The organism is Agromyces tardus (assembly GCF_003710805.1).
GTDB lineage: Bacteria > Actinomycetota > Actinomycetes > Actinomycetales > Microbacteriaceae > Agromyces > Agromyces tardus.
The window spans coordinates 52,152-70,308 of sequence record NZ_RHHB01000004.1 but is presented as its reverse complement, the minus strand read 5'-3'; the positions used below and the strand labels follow the sequence as shown (position 1 = coordinate 70,308).

Here is an 18,157-nt window from a genome sequence, read left to right as displayed (position 1 = left end):
CCAGAGTGCCACGGGCTCCGGATGCGTCGTGGTTCAGCCGGGCGCGACGAACGCGGCGTCCCGGTCGCCCGACAGCCACCGCCACCAGCGGGCGGCGGTGGGTTCGCCGATCAGGAGTTCCCGCGCGAGGAGGGTGAACGGGATCGAGAGGATGGCGCCGAGCGGGCCGATCACGAACGTCCAGAAGATCACCGAGAAGAAGCTCAGCGTCAGCGAGATGCTCACCGCGTCGCTCACGAACTTGGGCTGCACGAGCACCTGGAGCACCACGTTGACCACGCAGTAGACGGCGACGACCGCGAGCATGAGCGGCACGCCGCCGATGACGAAGGCGAGCACCGCCGGCGGCACGAGCCCGATCACGAACCCGATGTTCGGGATGAAGTTCGTGACGAACGCGAGGATCGCCCAGACCGCCGGTGCCGGGATGCCGAGCGCCCACAGGGCGAGGCCGTCGATGACCGCGACGACGGCGCCGAACGACGCGTTCACGACGTAGTACCGGCGCACCGCGGAGTTGACGGAGCGGATCCGCTCGACCGTGCGCGCGTGGCCTGGGAACCGGCGGTCGGCCCCGCTGTAGCGCCCGCCGTCGGCGGCCATGAAGATCACGTAGCCGAGCACGAAGAAGAACGCCGTGGCGAAGCCGAGCAGCCAGCCGGTCACCCCTTGGGCGAGCTCGAGCAGCCGGGCTGGATCGAACGCGGCCACGACGCTCTCGGCCGTCGCCGGGTCGAGCCCGACCGACGACAGCCAGGCGGCGGTCGCGTCGGCGACGCCGCCGATCTGCTCGACGTAGTCGCCTACGAGCACCGTGAAGCGCCCCGCGGCGAACACGAGCAGTGCGGCGAGCACGGCGAGGATCAGGTAGACCACGACGATCACGACCGTGTTCGCGGCCCACCGGGGCCAGCCACGGCGTTCGAGCGGATGCCGCAGCGGGTGCACGATGACCACGAGCACCGCGGCGAGCGCGAGCGGCGCGACGATCTCGCGCGCGAACGACAGTGCGGCGAGCACGAGGATCGTCGCGATGACGACGAGGGGCGCGCGTGGAAGCCACGCGCGCCCCTGCACCGTCGGATCGACTCCGCTCACGTCACCCCGTCAGGCGAGGAGCTTGGCCTTCGCCGCGGCGAACTCGTCCTCGCTGAGGATCCCCTGATCGCGCAGCCCGGCGAGTTTCTGCAGCTCGGCGACCACGTCGGTTCCGCCCGCGGGCGCCGCTGCCGGCGGCGGGGGCGGCGGCGCGTACGCCGCCTGCGCTGCCGCTGCCTGCTGCGCCTCGTACTGCTGCGCCTCGTACGCCTGCTGCTCTGCGGCGGCCTGCTCGTCGGCCTTGCCCTGGGCCCGCGCGTTCTGGCGGCGGGCGACGTTGCCGCTCACCGCCGTCGCGGTACCGGCCACGACCGCGGTGCGCGCGGCCATGCCGATGAGTCCCGGTCGTCCCATTCTGCGAAGTGGCATGATCTCCCCTTACTCCTCGTCGCTCGCCTCGGCGAGCACGTCGTTGACGACCTGCGCGGGAATGCGCTCGACCTGCAGCACCTCGCCGCCCGAGGCGGCGAAGCTCGACGCCAGCCGCTTCGCGAACAGGAGCTCGAGAGCGAGCAGCGCACCCGACGAGCCCGGCGGGATCGATGCGCCGAGTTCCTCGACGTCCTCGTCGCCGAGGAGGCCCGATGCCTCGAGTTCGACGACCGTGAACCCGTACTCGTCGCGGAACTCCTCGAACTCCCGCACCGTGACCTCGCCGTCGTCGCCGCGCGACACGATGAGCATGTCGAGCAGGCGCACCGCCTCCCCGATCATCAGTTCGCCGAGCGCCTCGAGCGTCGCGTCGTCGAGCCTCGATCCCGGGAATGCGATCAGATAGATGTCGACCGGACCGTATTCGAATTCCGCCATTGGTTCCCCCCTGAGGCCGTTGTGTGTGCAGACTATCCGCGCGGCCCCGCGGCCGCCAGAACCGATTCAAGCCGTGGGGGCCTGGCGCCGACGCGACGAAGGTCCCGTATCGTTCGGGCTGCTACGGCGTCACGATCGCGAACGACGGGTCGCCGGCGTCGAGCACGCCGAGCAGGGCCTGCAGCACGCCGGCGTCGCCCGCGACGTCGAGTCCGGGCGAGGCGAGGTCGCCGCCGACGAGGGCGATGAGGCGCGGCTTGGTGGTCGTGACGGTGGCGTCGGCGGATGCGGCATCCGCTGCCCGTTCGACGGAGATGAACACGCCGTTGTGGAGGGTCGCCCGGTAGTTGGCATCGAGGTCGGTGAGGGTCACGTCGAGCGCGATCGTGAGGTCCCACGCCCTCGGTCCGTCGACCGAGATGGCGATCGCGTCGAAGAGCTGCTCCGGCGTGAGCTGCGCGACGATCGCGGGAGCACTCGTGGCCGTCGGCGTGCCGAAGGCGCCCTCGCGCAGCTCCGTCGCCCCCGAGAGGAAGAAGTTGCGCCACGTGCCGTTCTCGGCGCCGTAGGCGAGCTGCTCGAGCGTGTCGGCGTACAGCGCCCGCGCGCCGGAATGCGCCTCGTCGGCGAACACGGCGTGGTCGAGGAGCGTGGCCGCCCAGCGGAAGTCCCCCGCGTCGAACGCCGCCTGCGCGAGCTCGACGACCCGGTCCGGGCCGCCCATCGCGTCGACGTAGCGGGTGGCGAGCTCGGCCGGCGGGTGCGGCCAGAGCCGCGCCGGGTTGCCGTCGAACCAGCCCATGTAGCGCTGGTAGACGGCCTTCACGTTGTGGCTGACGGATCCGTAGTAGCCGCGGGCGTTCCAGGCGTGTTCGAGTGCCGGCGGCAGCTCGATCAGCTCGGCGATCTCGGCGCCCGTGAAGCCCCGGTTGAGCAGCCGCAGGGTCTGGTCGTGCAGGTAGGCGTAGAGGTCGCGCTGGGTGCCGAGGAACTCGACGATGCGGTCGCCGCCCCACGTCGGCCAGTGGTGCGACGCGAAGGCCACGTCGGCCCGGTCGCCGAAGGTCTCGATCGCCTCGGTGAGGTAGGTCGACCACACGTGCGGGTCGCGCACGAGTGCGCCGCGGAGGGTGAGCAGGTTGTGCAGGGTGTGGGTGGCGTTCTCGGCCATGCAGAGCGCCCGGCGACCGGGGAAGTAGAAGTGCATCTCGGCGGGCGCCTCGGTGCCCGGCGCCATCTGGAACTCGATCTCGACGCCGTCGATCACGTGCGTCTCGCCCGTGGTCGAGATCTCGAGGGTCGGCACGATGAGGCCGACCTCGCCCGCCGAGGTGGTCTGCCCGAGCCCGGCGCCGACCTGGTCGCGTGGGCCGCGCTCGAGCGCCGCCCCGTACATGTAGCCCGCGCGCCGTGCCATCGCCGTGCCCGCGTAGACGTTCTCGGAGACGGCGTGGCCGACGAAGCCCTCGGGGGCGAGCACGGCGACGCGTCCCGCGTCGACGTCGGCCTGCGAGGTCACGCCGAAGACGCCGCCGAAGTGGTCGACGTGGCTGTGCGTGTAGATCACCGCGACGACGGGCCGGTCGCCGCGGTGCGTGCGGTAGAGCCCGAGCGCGGCCGCCGCGGTCTCGGTCGAGATGAGCGGATCGATGACGATCACGCCCGTGTCGCCCTCGACGAAGGTGACGTTCGAGAGGTCGAGCCCACGCACCTGGTAGATGCCCTCGACGACCTCGTAGAGCCCCTGCCGCGCGGCCAGCTGCGACTGACGCCAGAGGCTCGGATGCACCGTGGTCGGCGCGTCGCCCGCGAGGAACCCGTAGGCGTCGTTGTCCCAGACGACCCGGCCGTCGGCCGCGTGCACGACCCCGGGGTCGAGCGCGCCGAGGAATCCGCGGTCCGCGTCCTCGAAGTCCTGGCGATCGGCGAAAGGCAGGCTCCCGAGCAGTGCAGCGTGCGCGGCCTCGATCGACGGGGTGGCCGGCTTGTGGTCCATGGTGTCCTCGTTTCGTTCGGAAGTGGTGATGACTGACGTCAGTGGCCGAGAAGCCCGAGCCGTGGTCACGTCGATGCGGCTCAGAAGTCGGCGATGCCCTTCCCGATCACGACGACGCCGATCACGAGCAACAGCACCGACATGACCGCCGCGTTGTTGTGCACGAGCCAGGTGCGCAGCGACTCGAGCGGCGCCGCCATGCGCTTCGACGCCACGAGGTAGGCGATCACCGGGATCGCGACCGAGCTCGCGGCGACGATCACGAACACGAGGATCGCGAGCGCCGCCTCGCCCGCCGTGAGCCCCGCGGTGCCGACGACCACGCCGGCCGCCGCCCCGAGCAGCAGGTTCTTGGGGTTCACGGCCGCAAGCAGGAATCCGAGCCCGAAGCCGCGCCCTGCGGTCATCGTGTCGATCGCGGCCATCCACTTGGGCAGCGCGGGCTCCTCGCCCGGCTTCGGGCGGTTGCGCCATTGCCGCAGGGCGAGGAACAGCAGGGCCGTCCCGAGCAGGATCTTGATCGTGCCGGCGACGGGTTTCGCGGCATCCGGCTCGCCCTCGGGAATGACGGCGGCGAGCAGCGTGAACAGCACGACCGCCACGACGATGCCGAGCACCCAGCCGAGCAGGAACCCGACGCTCGTGCCGCGCGCCTTCGGCGAGAGCAGCATGAGGATCGCCGCGATGATCGGGATCGGGCTGATCGCGATCCCGAGCGCGAGCGGCAGGACCTCGCCGATGGCCTCACCCATGCCGGTAGCCTCCTTCCGGTGCGCCTGGCGCCCCTGGCGCCCCGACGGCCAGTGCGGTGATCGCAGCCCGGTTCGTGTCGAAGACCTGATGGTCGCCGAGGAGACCGAGGTGCGCGAGTCGGGCCCGCGCATCCTCGCGCACTCGCGAGAAGCTCACGGCGATGCCGTGCTGCACGAGCCACTGCTCGAGCGCATCGAAGCTCTCGGCGCCGGTCACGTCGACATCGGTCACGGCCTCCATGTCGATGACGAGGTGGCGCACGGATTCCTCGGGTGCGGCCCGCACGGCACGCTTCACCGCGTCGTCGAACACGCTGCCGTTCGCGAAGAACAGCGGCGCCGCAAGGCGCACGACGATGATCCCGGGCGCGCTCAGCTCGCCCCGCGGCGCCTCCACGAGCAACGAATCGGTCGGTTCTCCGGTCGACGCGAGCACGTCGATCGCCGGATTGGCAGCCCGACGGGCGAGGTTGACGAGCGCGAGCACGAACGCGACGAGGATGCCGGGGATCGCACCGACGAAGAGGGTCACGAGGAAGCACGCCGCACCCACGACGAACTCGCCACGATCGGCGCGCCAGAGCGCGACGAACTCCCGCACGCCGAGCAGCGGCAGGATGGCAACGCCCACGATCGCGCCGATGGCCGGCGAGGGGATGTCGGCGAGGAGGGCCGTCCCGACGAGCAGCAGCAACAGCGAGCCCACGGCCAGCACGAGCGAGGGGAGCTGCGTGCGCGAACCCGCCTGGTCCATGGCTGCGGTGCGGGAGGTCGACGAGCCCATCGCGAAGCTTCCGCTCGCTCCGGCCGCGACGTTGCCCAGCCCGAACGCGAGGAGATCGCGGTTGGGGTCGGTGCGGTATCCACGGCGCTCGCCGTACGACCGGGACACGAGGAGCCCCTCGGCCGTGGTCACCAGTGTGAGGGCGATCGCGGATGGGACGAGCGCCAGCCACATGGTCCAGTCGATGATCGGCCAGGTGAGCGCGGGCGGCCCCGGGGGCACCTCTCCCAGAACGTCGACCCCTTCGGCATCCAGTCCGCCGAGCACGACCGCTGCGGTGGCGGCGATCAGCACGACGAGCGCCCATGGCACCGCCGGGGCCAGCCGCCGTCCGCCGAGCAGCACCGCGACGGATGCCGCGGCGATCGCCACGGACCATGCGTTCGCCGTGCCGAGGCCGGCGATGAGCTCGGAGACTTTGTCGACGAACTCGCCGCCGGAGTCGATGGAGACTCCGAGCATCTTCGCGACCTGACTCACGAGGATGTCGAGCGCGAGGCCGCCGACGAATCCGATGAGGATCGGCTTCGAGAGGAAGTTGGCGAGGAACCCGAGCTTGAACACCGCAAGCAGCACGAACATCCCGCCGCACAGAATCGCCTGTGCGAGGGCGAGCGTCGCGTAGTCGGCGCTGCCCGCGACGGCGAGACCGCCGATCGACGACGCCACGAGCGCCGCAGCCGCGGCATCCGGCGACGCGACCACCTGGCGGGACGACACAACGACGGCGTACACCACCGTGGGCAGCACGAGCGCGTAGAGCCCGGCCGTCGCCGGCAGCCCGGCGATCTGCGCGTAGCCGATGTTCAGCGGGATCGCGATCGCCAGCAGCGTGACACCCGCGAGAAGCTCGCGGAGCAGGTTGCGCCGGGTCAGTCCGGCGAATGGACGCTGCATGGGCCCCCCTCCCATCGACGACCCTAGCGAGCGGAGGTCGCCTCGGGCGGCCCGGGCGGCGCGTGAGTCGCGGACGGGTCCGCCGGCGCGGGCGCCGGCGGCTGGATGCGGAACTCGGGCGCGCCGGTGACCATCAACCACACCGGCAGCACGACGACGCACAGCACGGGCAGCAGTGTGATGTCGCCGCCGATCGCGACGCCGAGGAAGATGGCGACCCAGCCGTCACGGGTTACGACGAGCGTCAGCCCCAGCACGCCGCATGCGACGGCGAGGCCGAGCGGGAGCCCCGGGATGAGCACGTGCCCGAGCATGCCGAGGGCGACCCCGATGAACGTGGCGGGGAAGACCCGGCCGCCGCGGAACAGCGCGCTCGCCGCGACGAGCAGCGCGACCGTCTTGATTCCGGCGATCGCGGCGAGCTGCGCGCCGTCGTAGTCGTCGGCGTTCTGGAGCAGTTCGCCCATCTGCTCGAGGCCCTTGAACATCGTGATGGGGCCGCCGATCAGCCCGAGGAGGCCGAGCACGAGGCCGCCGACAGTCGTGACGATGATCGGATGCCGCATCGCGTGGAACGCGCGGTACACCCACGGGAACGCGGCGAGGGCGGCGAGGCCGACGAGCGCGGCCCCGATCGCGACGGCCGATCCCGTGAGGAGGTCGATCGCCTGCGGCGAGTCGTAGGGCGGCACGTCGAACGCGAACACGGCCGCGCCCAGCAGGTGCATCGTCATCGCCCCGGCGCCGGCCGAGACGAGCGGCAGGAAGAGCCGGTCCCACAGCGAGCCGCCCGCCTTCACGGCCGCGACGACCCCCGTGAAGATGAGCGCCGCCGCCACCGGGGTGTCGAACAGTGCGCCGATCGTGGCCGAGGTGGCGAGCAGCATGGCGAGTTGCCCGGGGACCTGCGGCAGCAGGCGTGCGAGGATCGCGGCGATGAGCGTCGCGTTGATCGCGATGACCGGGTTCTCGGGGCCGAGGCTCACGCCGCCGGCGAGCGCGAGGATCGTGACGAGCGCGAGCCCCGGCAGCGCGCTGAGCTTCATCGGGGGCGGCGTGAGCTCGGTGGTCGCCGAGTCGGGACCGCCGTGCCCCGGCACGAACGTGAGCGCGAGCCCCACGGCGAGTCCGGTGGTCGTGAGCACGAGCACGATCCACCACCCCGACGGGTCGACGCCGAGGGCGTCGGGCCACGTGGTCCACAGGAGGCCGTCGAGCGCGCCCGCGATGGCGTCGACGCTCCAGAGCACGAGGGCGGCGAGGATGCCGACCGCGATCGCGGGGATCGCGAGCAGGAGCAGGCGCCGCGGCGTGGCGTTCGGATCTCGCTCCGGGACGGCGAGCTTCATTTCCTCGAGCCGTCGTGGCTGATTCGGCGAGTCTCCCACTGCGCACCCCCAGTGACCGTGTTGTCGCGAACATAGCGGCTCGCCGCGGCCACGTCACGCGCGCAACGGCTGGGCGAACGTATCGCGCCGCCGAGCGACGCGCTGAAGTCGAAAGTCCCGCGCGCCCCAGTGGTGCCGAGTACCCTGACCACCGGGGGACGGTCATCGACCCTCGTCAAGAGTTGATGAAAGGCTCAATCGTGGGATTCTTGGACAACTTCTGGAACATCATCTGGCTCTTCTTCTGGAGCTTCGCGTTCATCGCCTACCTGTTCGCGCTCTTCGCGATCGTCGGCGACCTGTTCCGCGACCACAAGCTCAGCGGATGGTGGAAGGCGGTGTGGATCATCTTCCTGATCTTCGTGCCGTTCCTGACCGCGCTGGTCTACCTCATCGCACGCGGCAACGGCATGGCCGAGCGCTCGGCGCGCGACGCGAAGCAGGCGCAGGCGGCGACCGAGGCGTACATCCGCCAGACGGCCGGCAGCGCCAGCCCGTCCGACGAGATCGCCAAGGCCAAGGCGCTGCTCGACTCGGGCACGATCACGCAGCAGGAGTACGACGTCATCAAGGCGAAGGCGCTCTCGCAGGCCTGATCCGGCGCTGGATCGCGAACGGCCGGGTGCGCAGGCGCCCGGCCGTTCGGCGTTCCGCAGGGGTCAGGCGACGGATGCCTCCGGCGCGAGCGCCGGCTCCGCGGCATCCGCCTGCACCGCGGCATCCGCTCGCCTTGCCGTGCCGGTGTTGCGCAGGAACACGATGATCCAGCTGAAGATCAGCACGCCGGCCACGAGTTCGACCGCGGTGAGGTTGTAGTACCCGGTGACGAAGAAGACCGCGAGCACGACGATCACGCCGACGTACACGTAGCCGAGGATCAGGAAGACGCGGGGCATCGACGGCACGAACCACGGCAGCCCGATCACGAGCACCGCGAAGGCCACCGCCATGCCCGTCGCCACCGTGTTGTGCACGGCGAAGAACTCGTCGACCGGGAAGATCCCGACGCAGGCGAGGAAGACGCCGATGAGCACGAGCCCGTAGCGCACCAGCCGGCGGCCGCGGATCTCCTCGTGCGTGCGGCCGGGCAGGCCCGCCGTGGCGTAGCGCGCGATGATGGTGACCAGCAGCCCCGCGACGATCAGCGTGAGGTTGAAGGCGAGCGCGGAGACGTCGTCGGTCATGCCGAGTGCGCTGAGGTTCTTCTCCCACCAGAGCGGATCGGTCGAGCTCAGCATCGCCGCGAGCGCTCCGAAGACGAGGAACACGGCGAGCACGAGCGAGAGCAGCATCGGCGTCATCCGCACGGCCGAGAGGAAGCACACGTACGCCGTGAGCGCGAGGGCGACGCCGGCGAGCATCGACGCGGGCAGCGGGTAGACCACCGCCCCCTGGAACGACAGTTCGAGCACCGCGGCGGTGCCCACCCAGCCGAGCAGGGCGATGAGGCCGTGCGCCACCGCGAGCGCGACGACGTCGAACCAGTGCAAGCGGGCGCCGGGATTCTCGAGGCGGTCGAACAGCGCGCCCTCTGCGGCCGCACGCCCGAGGAGGAGACGGCCGAACAGGAAGGCGAGGACCGCTGCGATCGCGCCGCCGAGCGCCGCGAAGTCGCCGAGCGAACCCCGGCCCGCGATCTCGAGCGGCTCGTTCCAGTGCACGAGCGCCTCGGCGATCGCCCCGATCACGAAGGCGACCGCACCGACCACGAGCGCCGATGACTCGAGCGATTCCACGGTGTCCACCGGATGCCGCAGCAGGTACCGCAGTGTCACCGGCCGGCCTCCGCGCGCGACGTTCGACGTGCTGGTCATGGCTCCTCGTTCCCGCGCCCGCCGCGCCCCCCGGCGCTCGGAGCGGGTCGTCGGGATCAGACTGCCAGCTACCCCTGCATCGGGTCGAGCACTTCGAGCATCGATCCCTGCACGATGCCCGCCCACTCGTAGGCCGCGCGCAGGTAGTCGTCGCGCTGCTCGTCGGCCTCGTCGGCGTCCTCGTCGACCACGCCGACCCGCTCCGCGAGGATCAGCCGCAGGTCGGTGAGGAACGTGAGCCAGTCCCACGCCTGCGCCTGGTCGAGCTCGATCTCGACGATCCCGGAACCGCGCTCGGTCGCGGTCGCGTCGCGCACCGACTGCGCGGCCTGCCGCTTGCCGTCGACGAGGCTCTCGCGCGTGTAGCGGGCGAAGTCGCGTGCGTTGGTCGCGTCGTCGGGGTAGGCGTTCGGCAGCAGCCTGCCCAGCGCCGGGTCGTCGTCTCCGCCGAGCAGCAGCACCGAATCGACCTGGTCGGCGAGCTCGGAGAGCAGCATGGCCTCCTCCGTCTCGAGCACGATGCGCACGCCGTCGGCGCCGCCCTCGCGGCCCGCGACGATCACGAGGCGGCCCTCACGCCTCGGCCCTCGCGACGGTGGCCTGCAGGCCGTAGCCGTGCATGGCCTGCGCGTGCCGCTCCATCGCCTCGCGATTGCCGGATGCCACGACCGCACGCCCGTCGTGGTGCACCTGCAGCATGAGCCGCTCGGCCTCCTCGCGGGGGTAGCCGAAGTAGCTGCGGAAGACGTAGGTGACGTAGGTCATGAGGTTGACCGGGTCGTCCCACACGATCGTCTGCCACGGCAGGTCGGGACGCACTGCCTCGTCGGTGACGAGGTCGGCGTCGAGCTGCTCGATCGTGGACGTCACCTCCCCAGCCTGACACGCTCGCGGCTCGCTCGCACCTCCCCCGTCGGTCCGTTCACGCCGGATCGCCTGCCGGGCCGGCCCCGCCCAGGGTGTACGCGACGGCGGCGTCGAAGTCCATCTCCGTGCCCTCGCGATAGGCCGCCGCGAGTTCCCCGGTGAGGTGCTCCGGATCGCCCAGGGTGAAGTCGGGGAGGCGGTTCATCCCGTGATCGACGACATTGGTGCCCGACGCGTCGCGCAGTGCTCGGGAGGCGCCCGCCAGCCGGGCGGCGCGCGAATCGTCGCCCATCGCCTGGGCGAGGCCCGCTGCCAGGGCGATCAGGAGCACCACGGCCGACACGTCCCGGTGCCGCGCGAAGAGCTCGAGGCCCTCCGCGAGGTACTGCCGCGCGGTTTCGTGGTCGTCATGGCGCACCGCGAAGTTCGCGACCTCGAACATCCCCCAGCCGGTGCCGAAGTCGTTGCCGGCCCGACGATAGTGCTCGATGCTGCTGCGCCATTGCTCGAGGGCCGCCGGCGCGTAGTCCTCGAAATAGGAGATGGCGATGCCGCGGCCCCAGGCCACGTTGCCGAGGCCGTTCTCGTCACCCCGTCTGCGGGAGATCTCCTCGGCCTCGTCCAGGAGGGCGTACACGTCCCGGCGGGCATCGTCCGCTCCCGCGGTGCCGGGCCCGACGACCGACTCGGCGAGCGCGAGGTTGTAGAGGGCATTCGCGATCTCCGCAGGGTCGCCGAGTTCGCGCTGGATCCGCAGGGCCTCCCGATAGGGCGCCACGCACGCGTCGATCTCCCCCTGCCACCAGCAGACCCCGGCGAGCGCCTCGAGCGCCCTGGCGCGGTTCGCCGGGGCGCCGCCGGCCAGTCCCAGGGCGGACTCGAGGCGGCGGCGGCCCTCGAGCAGGTGACCGCGGCTCTGCCAGAAGCGCCACGAGGCGGAGGCCAGCCGGAGCGCGAGATCGGCTTCGCCGTGCGCGGATGCCCAGTCCAGCGCGGACCGCACGTTGTCATGGTCGGCGTCGAAGCGGTCGAGCCAGTCCTTGCGGTCCGCACCCAGCAGGTGGGGTGCGATCTCCTCGGCCCACTCGACGAAGGCCTCGAGATGCCAGCGCTGCACCGCGTCGGCCGACCCGCTCGCGGACAGGCGGCGCAGCGCCACCTCGCGGATCACGTGCAGGGTCCGGAAGCGGGCCCGCGGTCCCCCCGGGACCTGCCGCAGCAGGCCCTGGTCCACCAGCTCCGCCAGTCCGGTCAGCACGTCGACGTCGACATCGGAGCACACCCGCTCGATCTGGGCGAGGTCGGCGCCGCCCGCGAAGACCCCGAGCCGGGCGAAGAGGCCCTGCACGGGGGCGGACAGGAGGTCGTGGCTCCACGCGATCGCGCCCTCGATCGTGCGCTGCCGCTCCGGGAGGTCGACGGAGCCCGACCCGAGTGAGGCGAGATCGAGCCGCGCGAGGATCTCCGGCACCGGAAGCAGGCGCACCCGCGAGGCGACGAGCTCGATGGCGAGCGGCAGCCCGTCGAGCCCCCGCACGAGCTCGGCGACGGCCGAGGCGTTCTCGGGGGTCAGCGCGAAGTCGGGGCGCACCGCCATGGCGCGCTCGATGAAGAGCGCGACGGCGTCGAATCCCGCCGCAGATTCGGGATCGAGCCGCTCGGGCACCCCCAGCGGTTCGAGGGGCATCTCCTGCTCGGCCGTGATCCGCAACGGCCCTCGCGACGTCACGACGAACCTCGACCCGGGCGACACGCGGACGAGCTCGGCCACGAGCGGCGCGGCCGCCATCACCTGCTCGAAGTTGTCGAGGATGAGGAGCACCTCGCGTTCTCCCAGTCGCTCGAGGAGCGCGTCGCGCGGCGGTCGCCTGCCCGAGGCAGCCGCACCGCCGAGCGCCTTGAGCACCTGCGAGGCGACGAGGGCGGCGTCACGGGTCGGCGAGAGGTCGACGAAGAACACACCGTCGCGGAACCTGCCGCCGACCTCGGCACCGACCTGGAGGGCGAGCCGGGTCTTCCCCGTGCCGCCGGTGCCGGTGATCGTGAGCACGCGGGACGCCTCGAGCAGGGACAGGGCGCGCGCGAGGTCCTCCCGGCGGCCGACGAAGCTCGTGACCTGCAGCGGAAGGTTGTTCGGCACCGCGTCGAGCGTGCGCAGGGGCGGGAACTCGGCGTCGAGTCCTGCGATGTCGAGCTGGAAGATGGTCTCGGACTGCGCGAGGTCCTTGAGCCGGTGCGCGCCGAGGTCGCGGAGCGCCAGCCCGGCGGGCAGGTCGCGCTCGACGAGCACCGCGGTCGTCTCCGAGAGCACGACCTGTCCGCCGTGGCCGGCAGCCGCGATGCGCGCGGCCCGGTGCACGTCGATGCCCACGTAGTCGTCGCCGCCGAGCATGCCGAGTCCGGTGTGGAGGCCGATGCGGATCGTGAGGCGCCGGCCGTCCGGCCAGACGTGGGAGGCGAAGCTCCGCTGGGCGTCCGCCGCCGCGGCCACCGCGTCGCGCGCCGAGGGGAAGACCGCGAAGAACCCGTCACCCTCCGTCTTCACCACGGTGCCGGCGTTGCCGGTGATCGCGTCGCGGAGCAGGCGATCGTGCTGCGACAGCAGGCCGGGCCACGCGTCACCGGCGGCCTGCACCATGCGGGTCGACGCCTCGACATCCGTGAACAGGAAGGTGACGGTCCCCGTCGGCAGACGGGACGACGTGGTCATGCCACCAATTCAACCAGTGGCGGTCGATGCCGTGACGGTGAACTTCGGGTTGCGCGCGATCTGGCGCGTCGGGCCGACGATGCGCTCGAGCAGCGGGCGGTAGCGCAGGTGCGAGTTCCAGACGCACCACAGCTCGCCGCCGGGCGCGAGCACGCGGGCCGCGTCGGCGAACAGGTGCGCGGCGATCCCGGTGTGCAGCGCGGCATCCGAGTGGAAGGGCGGGTTGAGCACCACGAGCCGCTCGCTCGCGTCGGCGAGGTGCTCGAGGCCGTCGGCCTGCGTCACGCGCACGCGGTCGGCGACGCCGTTCGCGGCGGCGGTGAGGCGGGCGGATGCCGCGGCAGCGGCACTGCGGTCGGAGGCGTGCACCACGATCCGGGGCCGCTCCCGTGCGAGCCACGCGGCGACGACGCCCGAGCCGCACGCCAGGTCGACGGCGGATGCGGCGTCCGGCATCGCGGCACCGAGCTGTCTGAGCAGGAATCGCGTGCCGATGTCGACGCCCGTGCCCGCGAAGACGCCGCCGTGCGCGACGACGGTGAGCCCGAGCTCCGGGTCGCGCTGCGCGCGCGGCCACGCCGCCCCATCCCGTGCGGGTCGAGGAGCGAGCGTCTCGAGACCCAGCGGCCCCGACGCCGTCAGCACCCGCGACTTCTGGCGCGCGTGCGAGACGTCGACCCGCGCGAACCACGCGCCGAGCACGTCGTTCATCGCGAGCGACATGTGCTTGAGGCGCCCGCCGGCCAGGAGCACCGCATCGGATGCCGCGTGCTGCGCCACGAGCCCCGCGAGTTCGTCGAGCCGGTCGAGCGACCGCGGCAGCCGCAGCAGCACGAGCCGGGCTCCCGCGACGAGTTCGGGCCCGAGCGGGAGGCTCACCGGCAGCTCGTCGCCCGTCAGGCCGAACCGTCGCGCGTTCTCCGCGAGCGCCCGCTCTCCCGTGATCGCGTCCTGGTGCACGCGGATGCCACGAGCCCCCGCCGCGACCGCGCCGAGCGCGAGCGCGCCGTACGCGTCGTCGAGCGCGACGACCTCGCCGGGCACGCTCGCAGCGAGCCGCACGGCGGCCTCGTCGAGGAGCAGCCGGTCCGCGGCATCCGACGCCTCGAGGCCCTCGCCCTCGACGTCGGGGAACCGGCGGAGCGCGCCGAAGTCGAACTGCATCCCCCAAGGCTATGCCGCGGCATCCACAGCCCCGTCGCCCTGCTGCGCGCAGCGCGACACGGCGGCACCCGGCCGGAGCCGGGCACCGCCGTCGCGATGAGCGGCGTCGGGTCAGCCGACGCGGGCCGCGCCCGTGCGCTCCGGCAGCAGCGCGAGCAGGATGCCGAGCGTGACGTAGCCGACGAGCAGGTGCGTCGCGGGGAGCCACGAGCCCACCGCCGGGCCGAAGATCGCGAGCGCGGGCACGCACACGACGGCCCAGCTCTCGGCGATCGCGGGCCAGATGCGCAGCGCCCCCGTCCAGCGGCCCTTCACGAGGATCGCCATGCCGATGACGAACATGCCGACCATCGAGAGCGGCCAGAACAGGTCGAGGATCGGGAGGATCGCCAGCGACGGCCAGAACGCGTGCAGCAGCGACCACGCTGCGGCGAGCGCGAGCAGCACCCGCTCGACGACGAAGGCGACCTTCCAGAAGCGCTTCGGCCCGGTCGCGAACGTGCGCTCCTGCACCGCGAGCAGGCCGAACAGGCCCAACTGGAAGAGGAGGCCGCCGAGGTCGCCCATCATCGTGCCGAAAGCGGATTCGCTCTGCGGGCCGAACAAGGCGAGGGTCGACGCCCACACGAGGCTGCCCACCGCGAGGCCGATGCCGGCCAGGCGCACCCCCTTCGTCGTGACGCGCGGCTGCGGTGCAAGGCGCGGCGCGGGCTTCGGCGCCGGGGTGGAGTGGGTGGAGTCGGTCGTCGCGGTGGTCGAGGCGGCGGTCATGGTCGGTTCCCTTCGAGCGTCGTTCGGCGGATTCGCCGGGAACGATGCTCCTCGCGGCACGATCGCCGCGGCAGGGATTGTCGTCCCCTCGTGTGCCCGGCGATGTCCCGCCGGAACCCGGGACACCGGTCCCTGCCGGCGGCGCCGGGCCGCGTGCGATCATGGCGGGATGACGACGCCGGCCGCCCCCGCGCCGCCCCCGACGCGCGCGGCGGCAGCGGCCCGCGCGACCGCGGTCGCGCTCTTCGTGCTCGCCGCCGCGGCATCCGTGATCGCCGTCGTACTCGACATCGCGCTCTGGGCCGGCGGGGCACCCCAGCCCGTCGCTGCGGGGTGGACCGGCGTGCTGCCGGGGCTCGCGCTCGCGATCCCGGGGGCGCTGCTGCTCGCACGACTGCCGTGGCATCCGATCGCCGTCGCCCTGCTCGGCTACGGCGTGCTCTGGTGCCTCGACGGACTCGCCGCCTCGTGGGTCAACGCGTCGGTCGCGCTGCTGCCCGGGGCACCCGGCGCCGCCGCCGCGTTCTGGTGGTACGGACGGTTCGGGGCCTGGCTGCTCACGGCGATCCCCGTCATCCTCGTGCTGTTCCCCGACGGCCGGCTCCCCCGCGGGGGATGGCGCCGGGTCGCGATCGGATCGATCGCCGCGACGTCGCTGCTGCCGCTCGCGCTCATGGTCGCGCCCGCGGCGGAGCTCGTCGCGCAGGAGGGCGAACCCCTCGACCCGCTGCTCGCCGGCCTCGTCACCGCCCCCGTCGAACTGCAGCTCGCGCCCGGGGTGTGGCCGGTCGCGCTCACGATCGCCCGCATCGCCCTCGTGCCGGGCCTCGCGGCGGCGCTCGCCGTGGTGCTGCACCGGCGGTCGGGCGCCGACGACGCGCTGCGCGCACAGCTGCGCTGGCTGCTCTGGGCGTCGATCGTCGTGGTGTTCGCGGTGCTCAGCTGGGTGGTCCTGCCCTCCGAGGGAGCCAACCTGCTGCTCACCGTGGGCATCGGGGCGTTCTCGGCGTCGATCGTGATCGCGATCACGCGCTACCGGCTCTACGATATCGACGGCCTGCTCGGCTGGACGCTGCTCTCGGCGCTCCTCGTCGCGGCGTTCGTCGTGGCCGACCTGCTGCTCGCCGCGGCGGTCGGCGCCTCGCTCGGCGCCGGCCCGGTGGCGATCGCGGCGGCCGCGATCGTGGCGGCGCTCTACCTGCCGTTCCGTCGGCGGCTGCGTCGCGCGGTGGCCCGGCTCGTCTCGGGCGAGCGCGAGGAGCCGTACGAGGTGATGGCGGGCCTCGCCGAGCACCTCGAGGCCGCCGAGACGAGCGAGGGCCAGCTCGCGGCCGTCGCCGAGACCATCGGGCGGGCCTTCCTGACTCCGTACGTGCGCATCTCGCTCGAGCGCGCGGGCGACGGCGAGCTCGTGGCCGAGCACGGTGCAGCGGATGCCGCGGCCACGGTGGTGGCGGAACCGGTGCGCTACCGCGACCGCACGATCGGCACCCTCGCGATGGCGCCTGCCCGGCGTCCGCGGTTCTCGGCGCGGGACCGGCGCCTTCTCGACGACGTGATCCGCCAGGCCGTCGCCGCGGTGAGCGCGAGCGACGCGAACACGGAGCTGCGCGGCATCCGAACCGGGCTCGTCACGGCTCGCGAGGACGAGCGCCGTCGGATGCGCCGCGAGCTGCACGACGGCCTCGGCCCGATGCTCGCGGGGATCACGCTGCGGCTCGACGCCGCCGCCGTCCGCCTCGACACCGAGCCCGACGAGGCGCGGCGGCTCATCGACGCCGCGGCGGCGGATGCGAGCCGCGCGGTCGACGAGGTGCGCCGCATCGCGCAGGACCTGCGCCCTGCCGCGCTCGCGGAGCTCGGACTCGCGGGCGCCATCGCGCAGCAGTGCGAGCGGCTGTCGGCGGGCAGCGACCTCGAGATCCGCGCCGACCTCGACCTGCCCGACAGCCTGCCCGCGGCGGTCGAGGTCGCCGTGTACCGCATCGCCTCGGAGGCGCTCACGAACGTCGTGCGGCACGCCGACGCCCGCCAGGCGCGCGTCACCGCGCGACTCGGCGATCGGGGCGACGAGGTCGAACTCGTCGTCGCCGACGACGGGCGTGGCACCGGCCGCGGGCACACGGATGCGACGGAGCCGGCCGGATCCGATTCTGGCGCCGGCTCGGGCTCGGGCCTCGGCTCGCAGCGTCGGCGCGCGGTCGAGCTCGGCGGCGCGTGGAGCATCGGGGCGGGGCCGGACGGAGGGACCGAGGTGCGGGCGACGCTGCCGATCGTTCCCGAGGCCGTGGGCGAGGGGCGCGGAGGCATGCAGGGCGACAGTGGCGCCCCGCCCATCCCGACGAAGGAGGTCGCGGCATGACCGAGGCGATCCGCATCGTCGTCGTCGACGACCACCCGCTCTACCGCGACGGACTGGGGCAGGCGCTCTCATCGGTGCCCGACCTCGAGGTCGTCGGCGTCGCCGCCGACGGGGCCGAGGCGATCGTCGTGGTCGACGAGCTCCTGCCCGACGTCGTCGTGATGGACGTGCAGATGCCGGTACTCGACGGCATCGCCGCGACGCGGCAGCTCACGGCGCGACATCCGCATCTCGCCGTGCTCATGCTGACGATGGCCGAGGACGACGACACCGTGTTCCAGGCGATGCGCGCCGGTGCGCGCGGCTACGTGCTCAAGGGGGCGCGCCAGGACGACGTGGCGCGGGCGGTACGCGGCGTGGCAGCGGGGGAGGCGCTCTTCGGTCCGGGCGTCGCCCAGCGGATCGGCGCCTACTTCGCCCGTCTCGCCGTGTCGGAGGATCCCGCGGGCGCGTTCCCGGAGCTCACCCGTCGCGAACGGGAGATCCTCGACCTCGTGGCCGCCGGCCGCAGCAACCCGGCCATCGCGCACGAACTGTTCCTGTCTCCGAAGACCGTGCGCAACAACGTGTCGAACATCTTCGCGAAACTGCAGGTCGCCGACCGGGCGCAGGCGATCGTGAAGGCCCGCGACGCCGGGCTCGGGCGGGGCGAGGCCACCGCCGGCTGACGGTGCGGATGCGGTTCGCAGGCGGGTTTGCTACCCTCGGCCCCGGATGCGGGACACCAGGCGACGACCACGGGGG

16 protein-coding genes are annotated in these 18,157 nt (G+C 72.6%); 3 read left to right on the top strand and 13 right to left on the bottom strand.

Going from position 1 to position 18,157, the window contains the following annotated elements:
- Window positions 1-33 precede the first annotated feature (33 nt).
- The 7 genes from EDM22_RS04350 to EDM22_RS04320 form a co-directional block, all read right to left on the bottom strand.
- A complete protein-coding gene (locus EDM22_RS04350) occupies window positions 34-1,098 on the bottom strand; it encodes an AI-2E family transporter (RefSeq protein WP_245989181.1) in 1,065 nt (354 codons plus the stop codon).
- A gap of 9 nt (window positions 1,099-1,107) precedes the next feature.
- The gene (locus EDM22_RS04345) at window positions 1,108-1,467 is read right to left on the bottom strand and encodes an SHOCT domain-containing protein (RefSeq protein ID WP_122935841.1); all 360 of its coding nucleotides are present in this window, start codon (window positions 1,465-1,467) and stop codon (window positions 1,108-1,110) included.
- A gap of 9 nt (window positions 1,468-1,476) precedes the next feature.
- Window positions 1,477-1,908 carry a DUF6325 family protein gene (locus EDM22_RS04340; RefSeq protein WP_122935840.1) on the bottom strand — a complete coding sequence of 144 codons (432 nt, stop codon included), beginning with the start codon at window positions 1,906-1,908 and terminating at the stop codon, window positions 1,477-1,479.
- A gap of 121 nt (window positions 1,909-2,029) precedes the next feature.
- Entirely contained in the window at window positions 2,030-3,904 is a 1,875-nt protein-coding gene (locus tag EDM22_RS04335) for an alkyl/aryl-sulfatase (protein WP_122935839.1), read from the bottom strand.
- A gap of 80 nt (window positions 3,905-3,984) precedes the next feature.
- On the bottom strand, window positions 3,985-4,656 hold the full coding sequence (locus tag EDM22_RS04330) for a GAP family protein (protein WP_122935838.1): 672 nt from the start codon (window positions 4,654-4,656) through the stop codon (window positions 3,985-3,987).
- On the bottom strand, window positions 4,649-6,337 hold the full coding sequence (locus tag EDM22_RS04325; RefSeq protein ID WP_122935837.1) for a SulP family inorganic anion transporter: 1,689 nt from the start codon (window positions 6,335-6,337) through the stop codon (window positions 4,649-4,651). Before EDM22_RS04325 ends, EDM22_RS04330 begins: the two co-directional genes overlap by 8 nt.
- Before the next feature lie 23 nt (window positions 6,338-6,360).
- A complete protein-coding gene (locus tag EDM22_RS04320; protein ID WP_122935836.1) occupies window positions 6,361-7,686 on the bottom strand; it encodes an ion channel protein in 1,326 nt (441 codons plus the stop codon).
- A gap of 239 nt (window positions 7,687-7,925) precedes the next feature.
- On the opposite strand from EDM22_RS04320, the gene EDM22_RS04315 reads away from it, so the two are divergent.
- A complete protein-coding gene (locus EDM22_RS04315; protein WP_245989180.1) occupies window positions 7,926-8,321 on the top strand; it encodes an SHOCT domain-containing protein in 396 nt (131 codons plus the stop codon).
- Between the two features lie 63 nt (window positions 8,322-8,384).
- Here EDM22_RS04315 and EDM22_RS04310 read toward each other — a convergent pair whose 3' ends face one another.
- The 6 genes from EDM22_RS04310 to EDM22_RS04285 all read right to left on the bottom strand — a co-directional run bounded on the left by EDM22_RS04310 (window position 8,385) and on the right by EDM22_RS04285 (window position 15,051).
- On the bottom strand, window positions 8,385-9,539 hold the full coding sequence (locus EDM22_RS04310; RefSeq protein ID WP_122935834.1) for a DUF998 domain-containing protein: 1,155 nt from the start codon (window positions 9,537-9,539) through the stop codon (window positions 8,385-8,387).
- Window positions 9,540-9,607: 68 nt separating this feature from the next.
- A complete protein-coding gene (locus tag EDM22_RS04305) occupies window positions 9,608-10,102 on the bottom strand; it encodes a DUF2017 family protein (protein ID WP_122935833.1) in 495 nt (164 codons plus the stop codon).
- Between the two features lie 10 nt (window positions 10,103-10,112).
- Window positions 10,113-10,409 (bottom strand): ATP-dependent Clp protease adapter ClpS, encoded by a 297-nt coding sequence (gene clpS, locus EDM22_RS04300; protein ID WP_212591886.1) that lies wholly within the window; start codon window positions 10,407-10,409, stop codon window positions 10,113-10,115.
- 52 nt (window positions 10,410-10,461) lie between these two features.
- Window positions 10,462-13,116 carry an adenylate/guanylate cyclase domain-containing protein gene (locus EDM22_RS04295; RefSeq protein WP_122935831.1) on the bottom strand — a complete coding sequence of 885 codons (2,655 nt, stop codon included), beginning with the start codon at window positions 13,114-13,116 and terminating at the stop codon, window positions 10,462-10,464.
- A gap of 9 nt (window positions 13,117-13,125) precedes the next feature.
- Window positions 13,126-14,280 (bottom strand): class I SAM-dependent methyltransferase, encoded by a 1,155-nt coding sequence (locus tag EDM22_RS04290; protein WP_122935830.1) that lies wholly within the window; start codon window positions 14,278-14,280, stop codon window positions 13,126-13,128.
- Between the two features lie 111 nt (window positions 14,281-14,391).
- Window positions 14,392-15,051 carry a hypothetical protein gene (locus tag EDM22_RS04285; protein ID WP_122935829.1) on the bottom strand — a complete coding sequence of 220 codons (660 nt, stop codon included), beginning with the start codon at window positions 15,049-15,051 and terminating at the stop codon, window positions 14,392-14,394.
- A gap of 169 nt (window positions 15,052-15,220) precedes the next feature.
- Between EDM22_RS04285 and EDM22_RS04280 the strand changes: the two genes are divergently transcribed.
- Window positions 15,221-17,413, top strand: coding sequence for a sensor histidine kinase (locus EDM22_RS04280; RefSeq protein WP_122935828.1), 2,193 nt, complete (start codon window positions 15,221-15,223; stop codon window positions 17,411-17,413).
- Entirely contained in the window at window positions 17,410-18,081 is a 672-nt protein-coding gene (locus EDM22_RS04275) for a response regulator transcription factor (RefSeq protein WP_122935827.1), read from the top strand. The genes EDM22_RS04280 and EDM22_RS04275 overlap by 4 nt, the downstream gene beginning before the upstream one ends.
- Window positions 18,082-18,157: the final 76 nt, after the last annotated feature.

Coding starts and splice junctions, on each gene's coding strand:
- EDM22_RS04345 (WP_122935841.1), bottom strand. CDS start 1,467: ATGCCACTTCGCAGAATGGGACGACCGGGACTCATCGGCATGGCCGCG.
- EDM22_RS04340 (WP_122935840.1), bottom strand. CDS start 1,908: ATGGCGGAATTCGAATACGGTCCGGTCGACATCTATCTGATCGCATTC.
- EDM22_RS04335 (WP_122935839.1), bottom strand. CDS start 3,904: ATGGACCACAAGCCGGCCACCCCGTCGATCGAGGCCGCGCACGCTGCA.
- EDM22_RS04330 (WP_122935838.1), bottom strand. CDS start 4,656: ATGGGTGAGGCCATCGGCGAGGTCCTGCCGCTCGCGCTCGGGATCGCG.
- EDM22_RS04325 (WP_122935837.1), bottom strand. CDS start 6,337: ATGCAGCGTCCATTCGCCGGACTGACCCGGCGCAACCTGCTCCGCGAG.
- EDM22_RS04320 (WP_122935836.1), bottom strand. CDS start 7,686: ATGAAGCTCGCCGTCCCGGAGCGAGATCCGAACGCCACGCCGCGGCGC.
- EDM22_RS04310 (WP_122935834.1), bottom strand. CDS start 9,539: ATGACCAGCACGTCGAACGTCGCGCGCGGAGGCCGGCCGGTGACACTG.
- EDM22_RS04295 (WP_122935831.1), bottom strand. CDS start 13,116: ATGACCACGTCGTCCCGTCTGCCGACGGGGACCGTCACCTTCCTGTTC.
- EDM22_RS04290 (WP_122935830.1), bottom strand. CDS start 14,280: ATGCAGTTCGACTTCGGCGCGCTCCGCCGGTTCCCCGACGTCGAGGGC.
- EDM22_RS04285 (WP_122935829.1), bottom strand. CDS start 15,051: ATGACCGCCGCCTCGACCACCGCGACGACCGACTCCACCCACTCCACC.
- EDM22_RS04280 (WP_122935828.1), top strand. CDS start 15,221: ATGACGACGCCGGCCGCCCCCGCGCCGCCCCCGACGCGCGCGGCGGCA.
- EDM22_RS04275 (WP_122935827.1), top strand. CDS start 17,410: ATGACCGAGGCGATCCGCATCGTCGTCGTCGACGACCACCCGCTCTAC.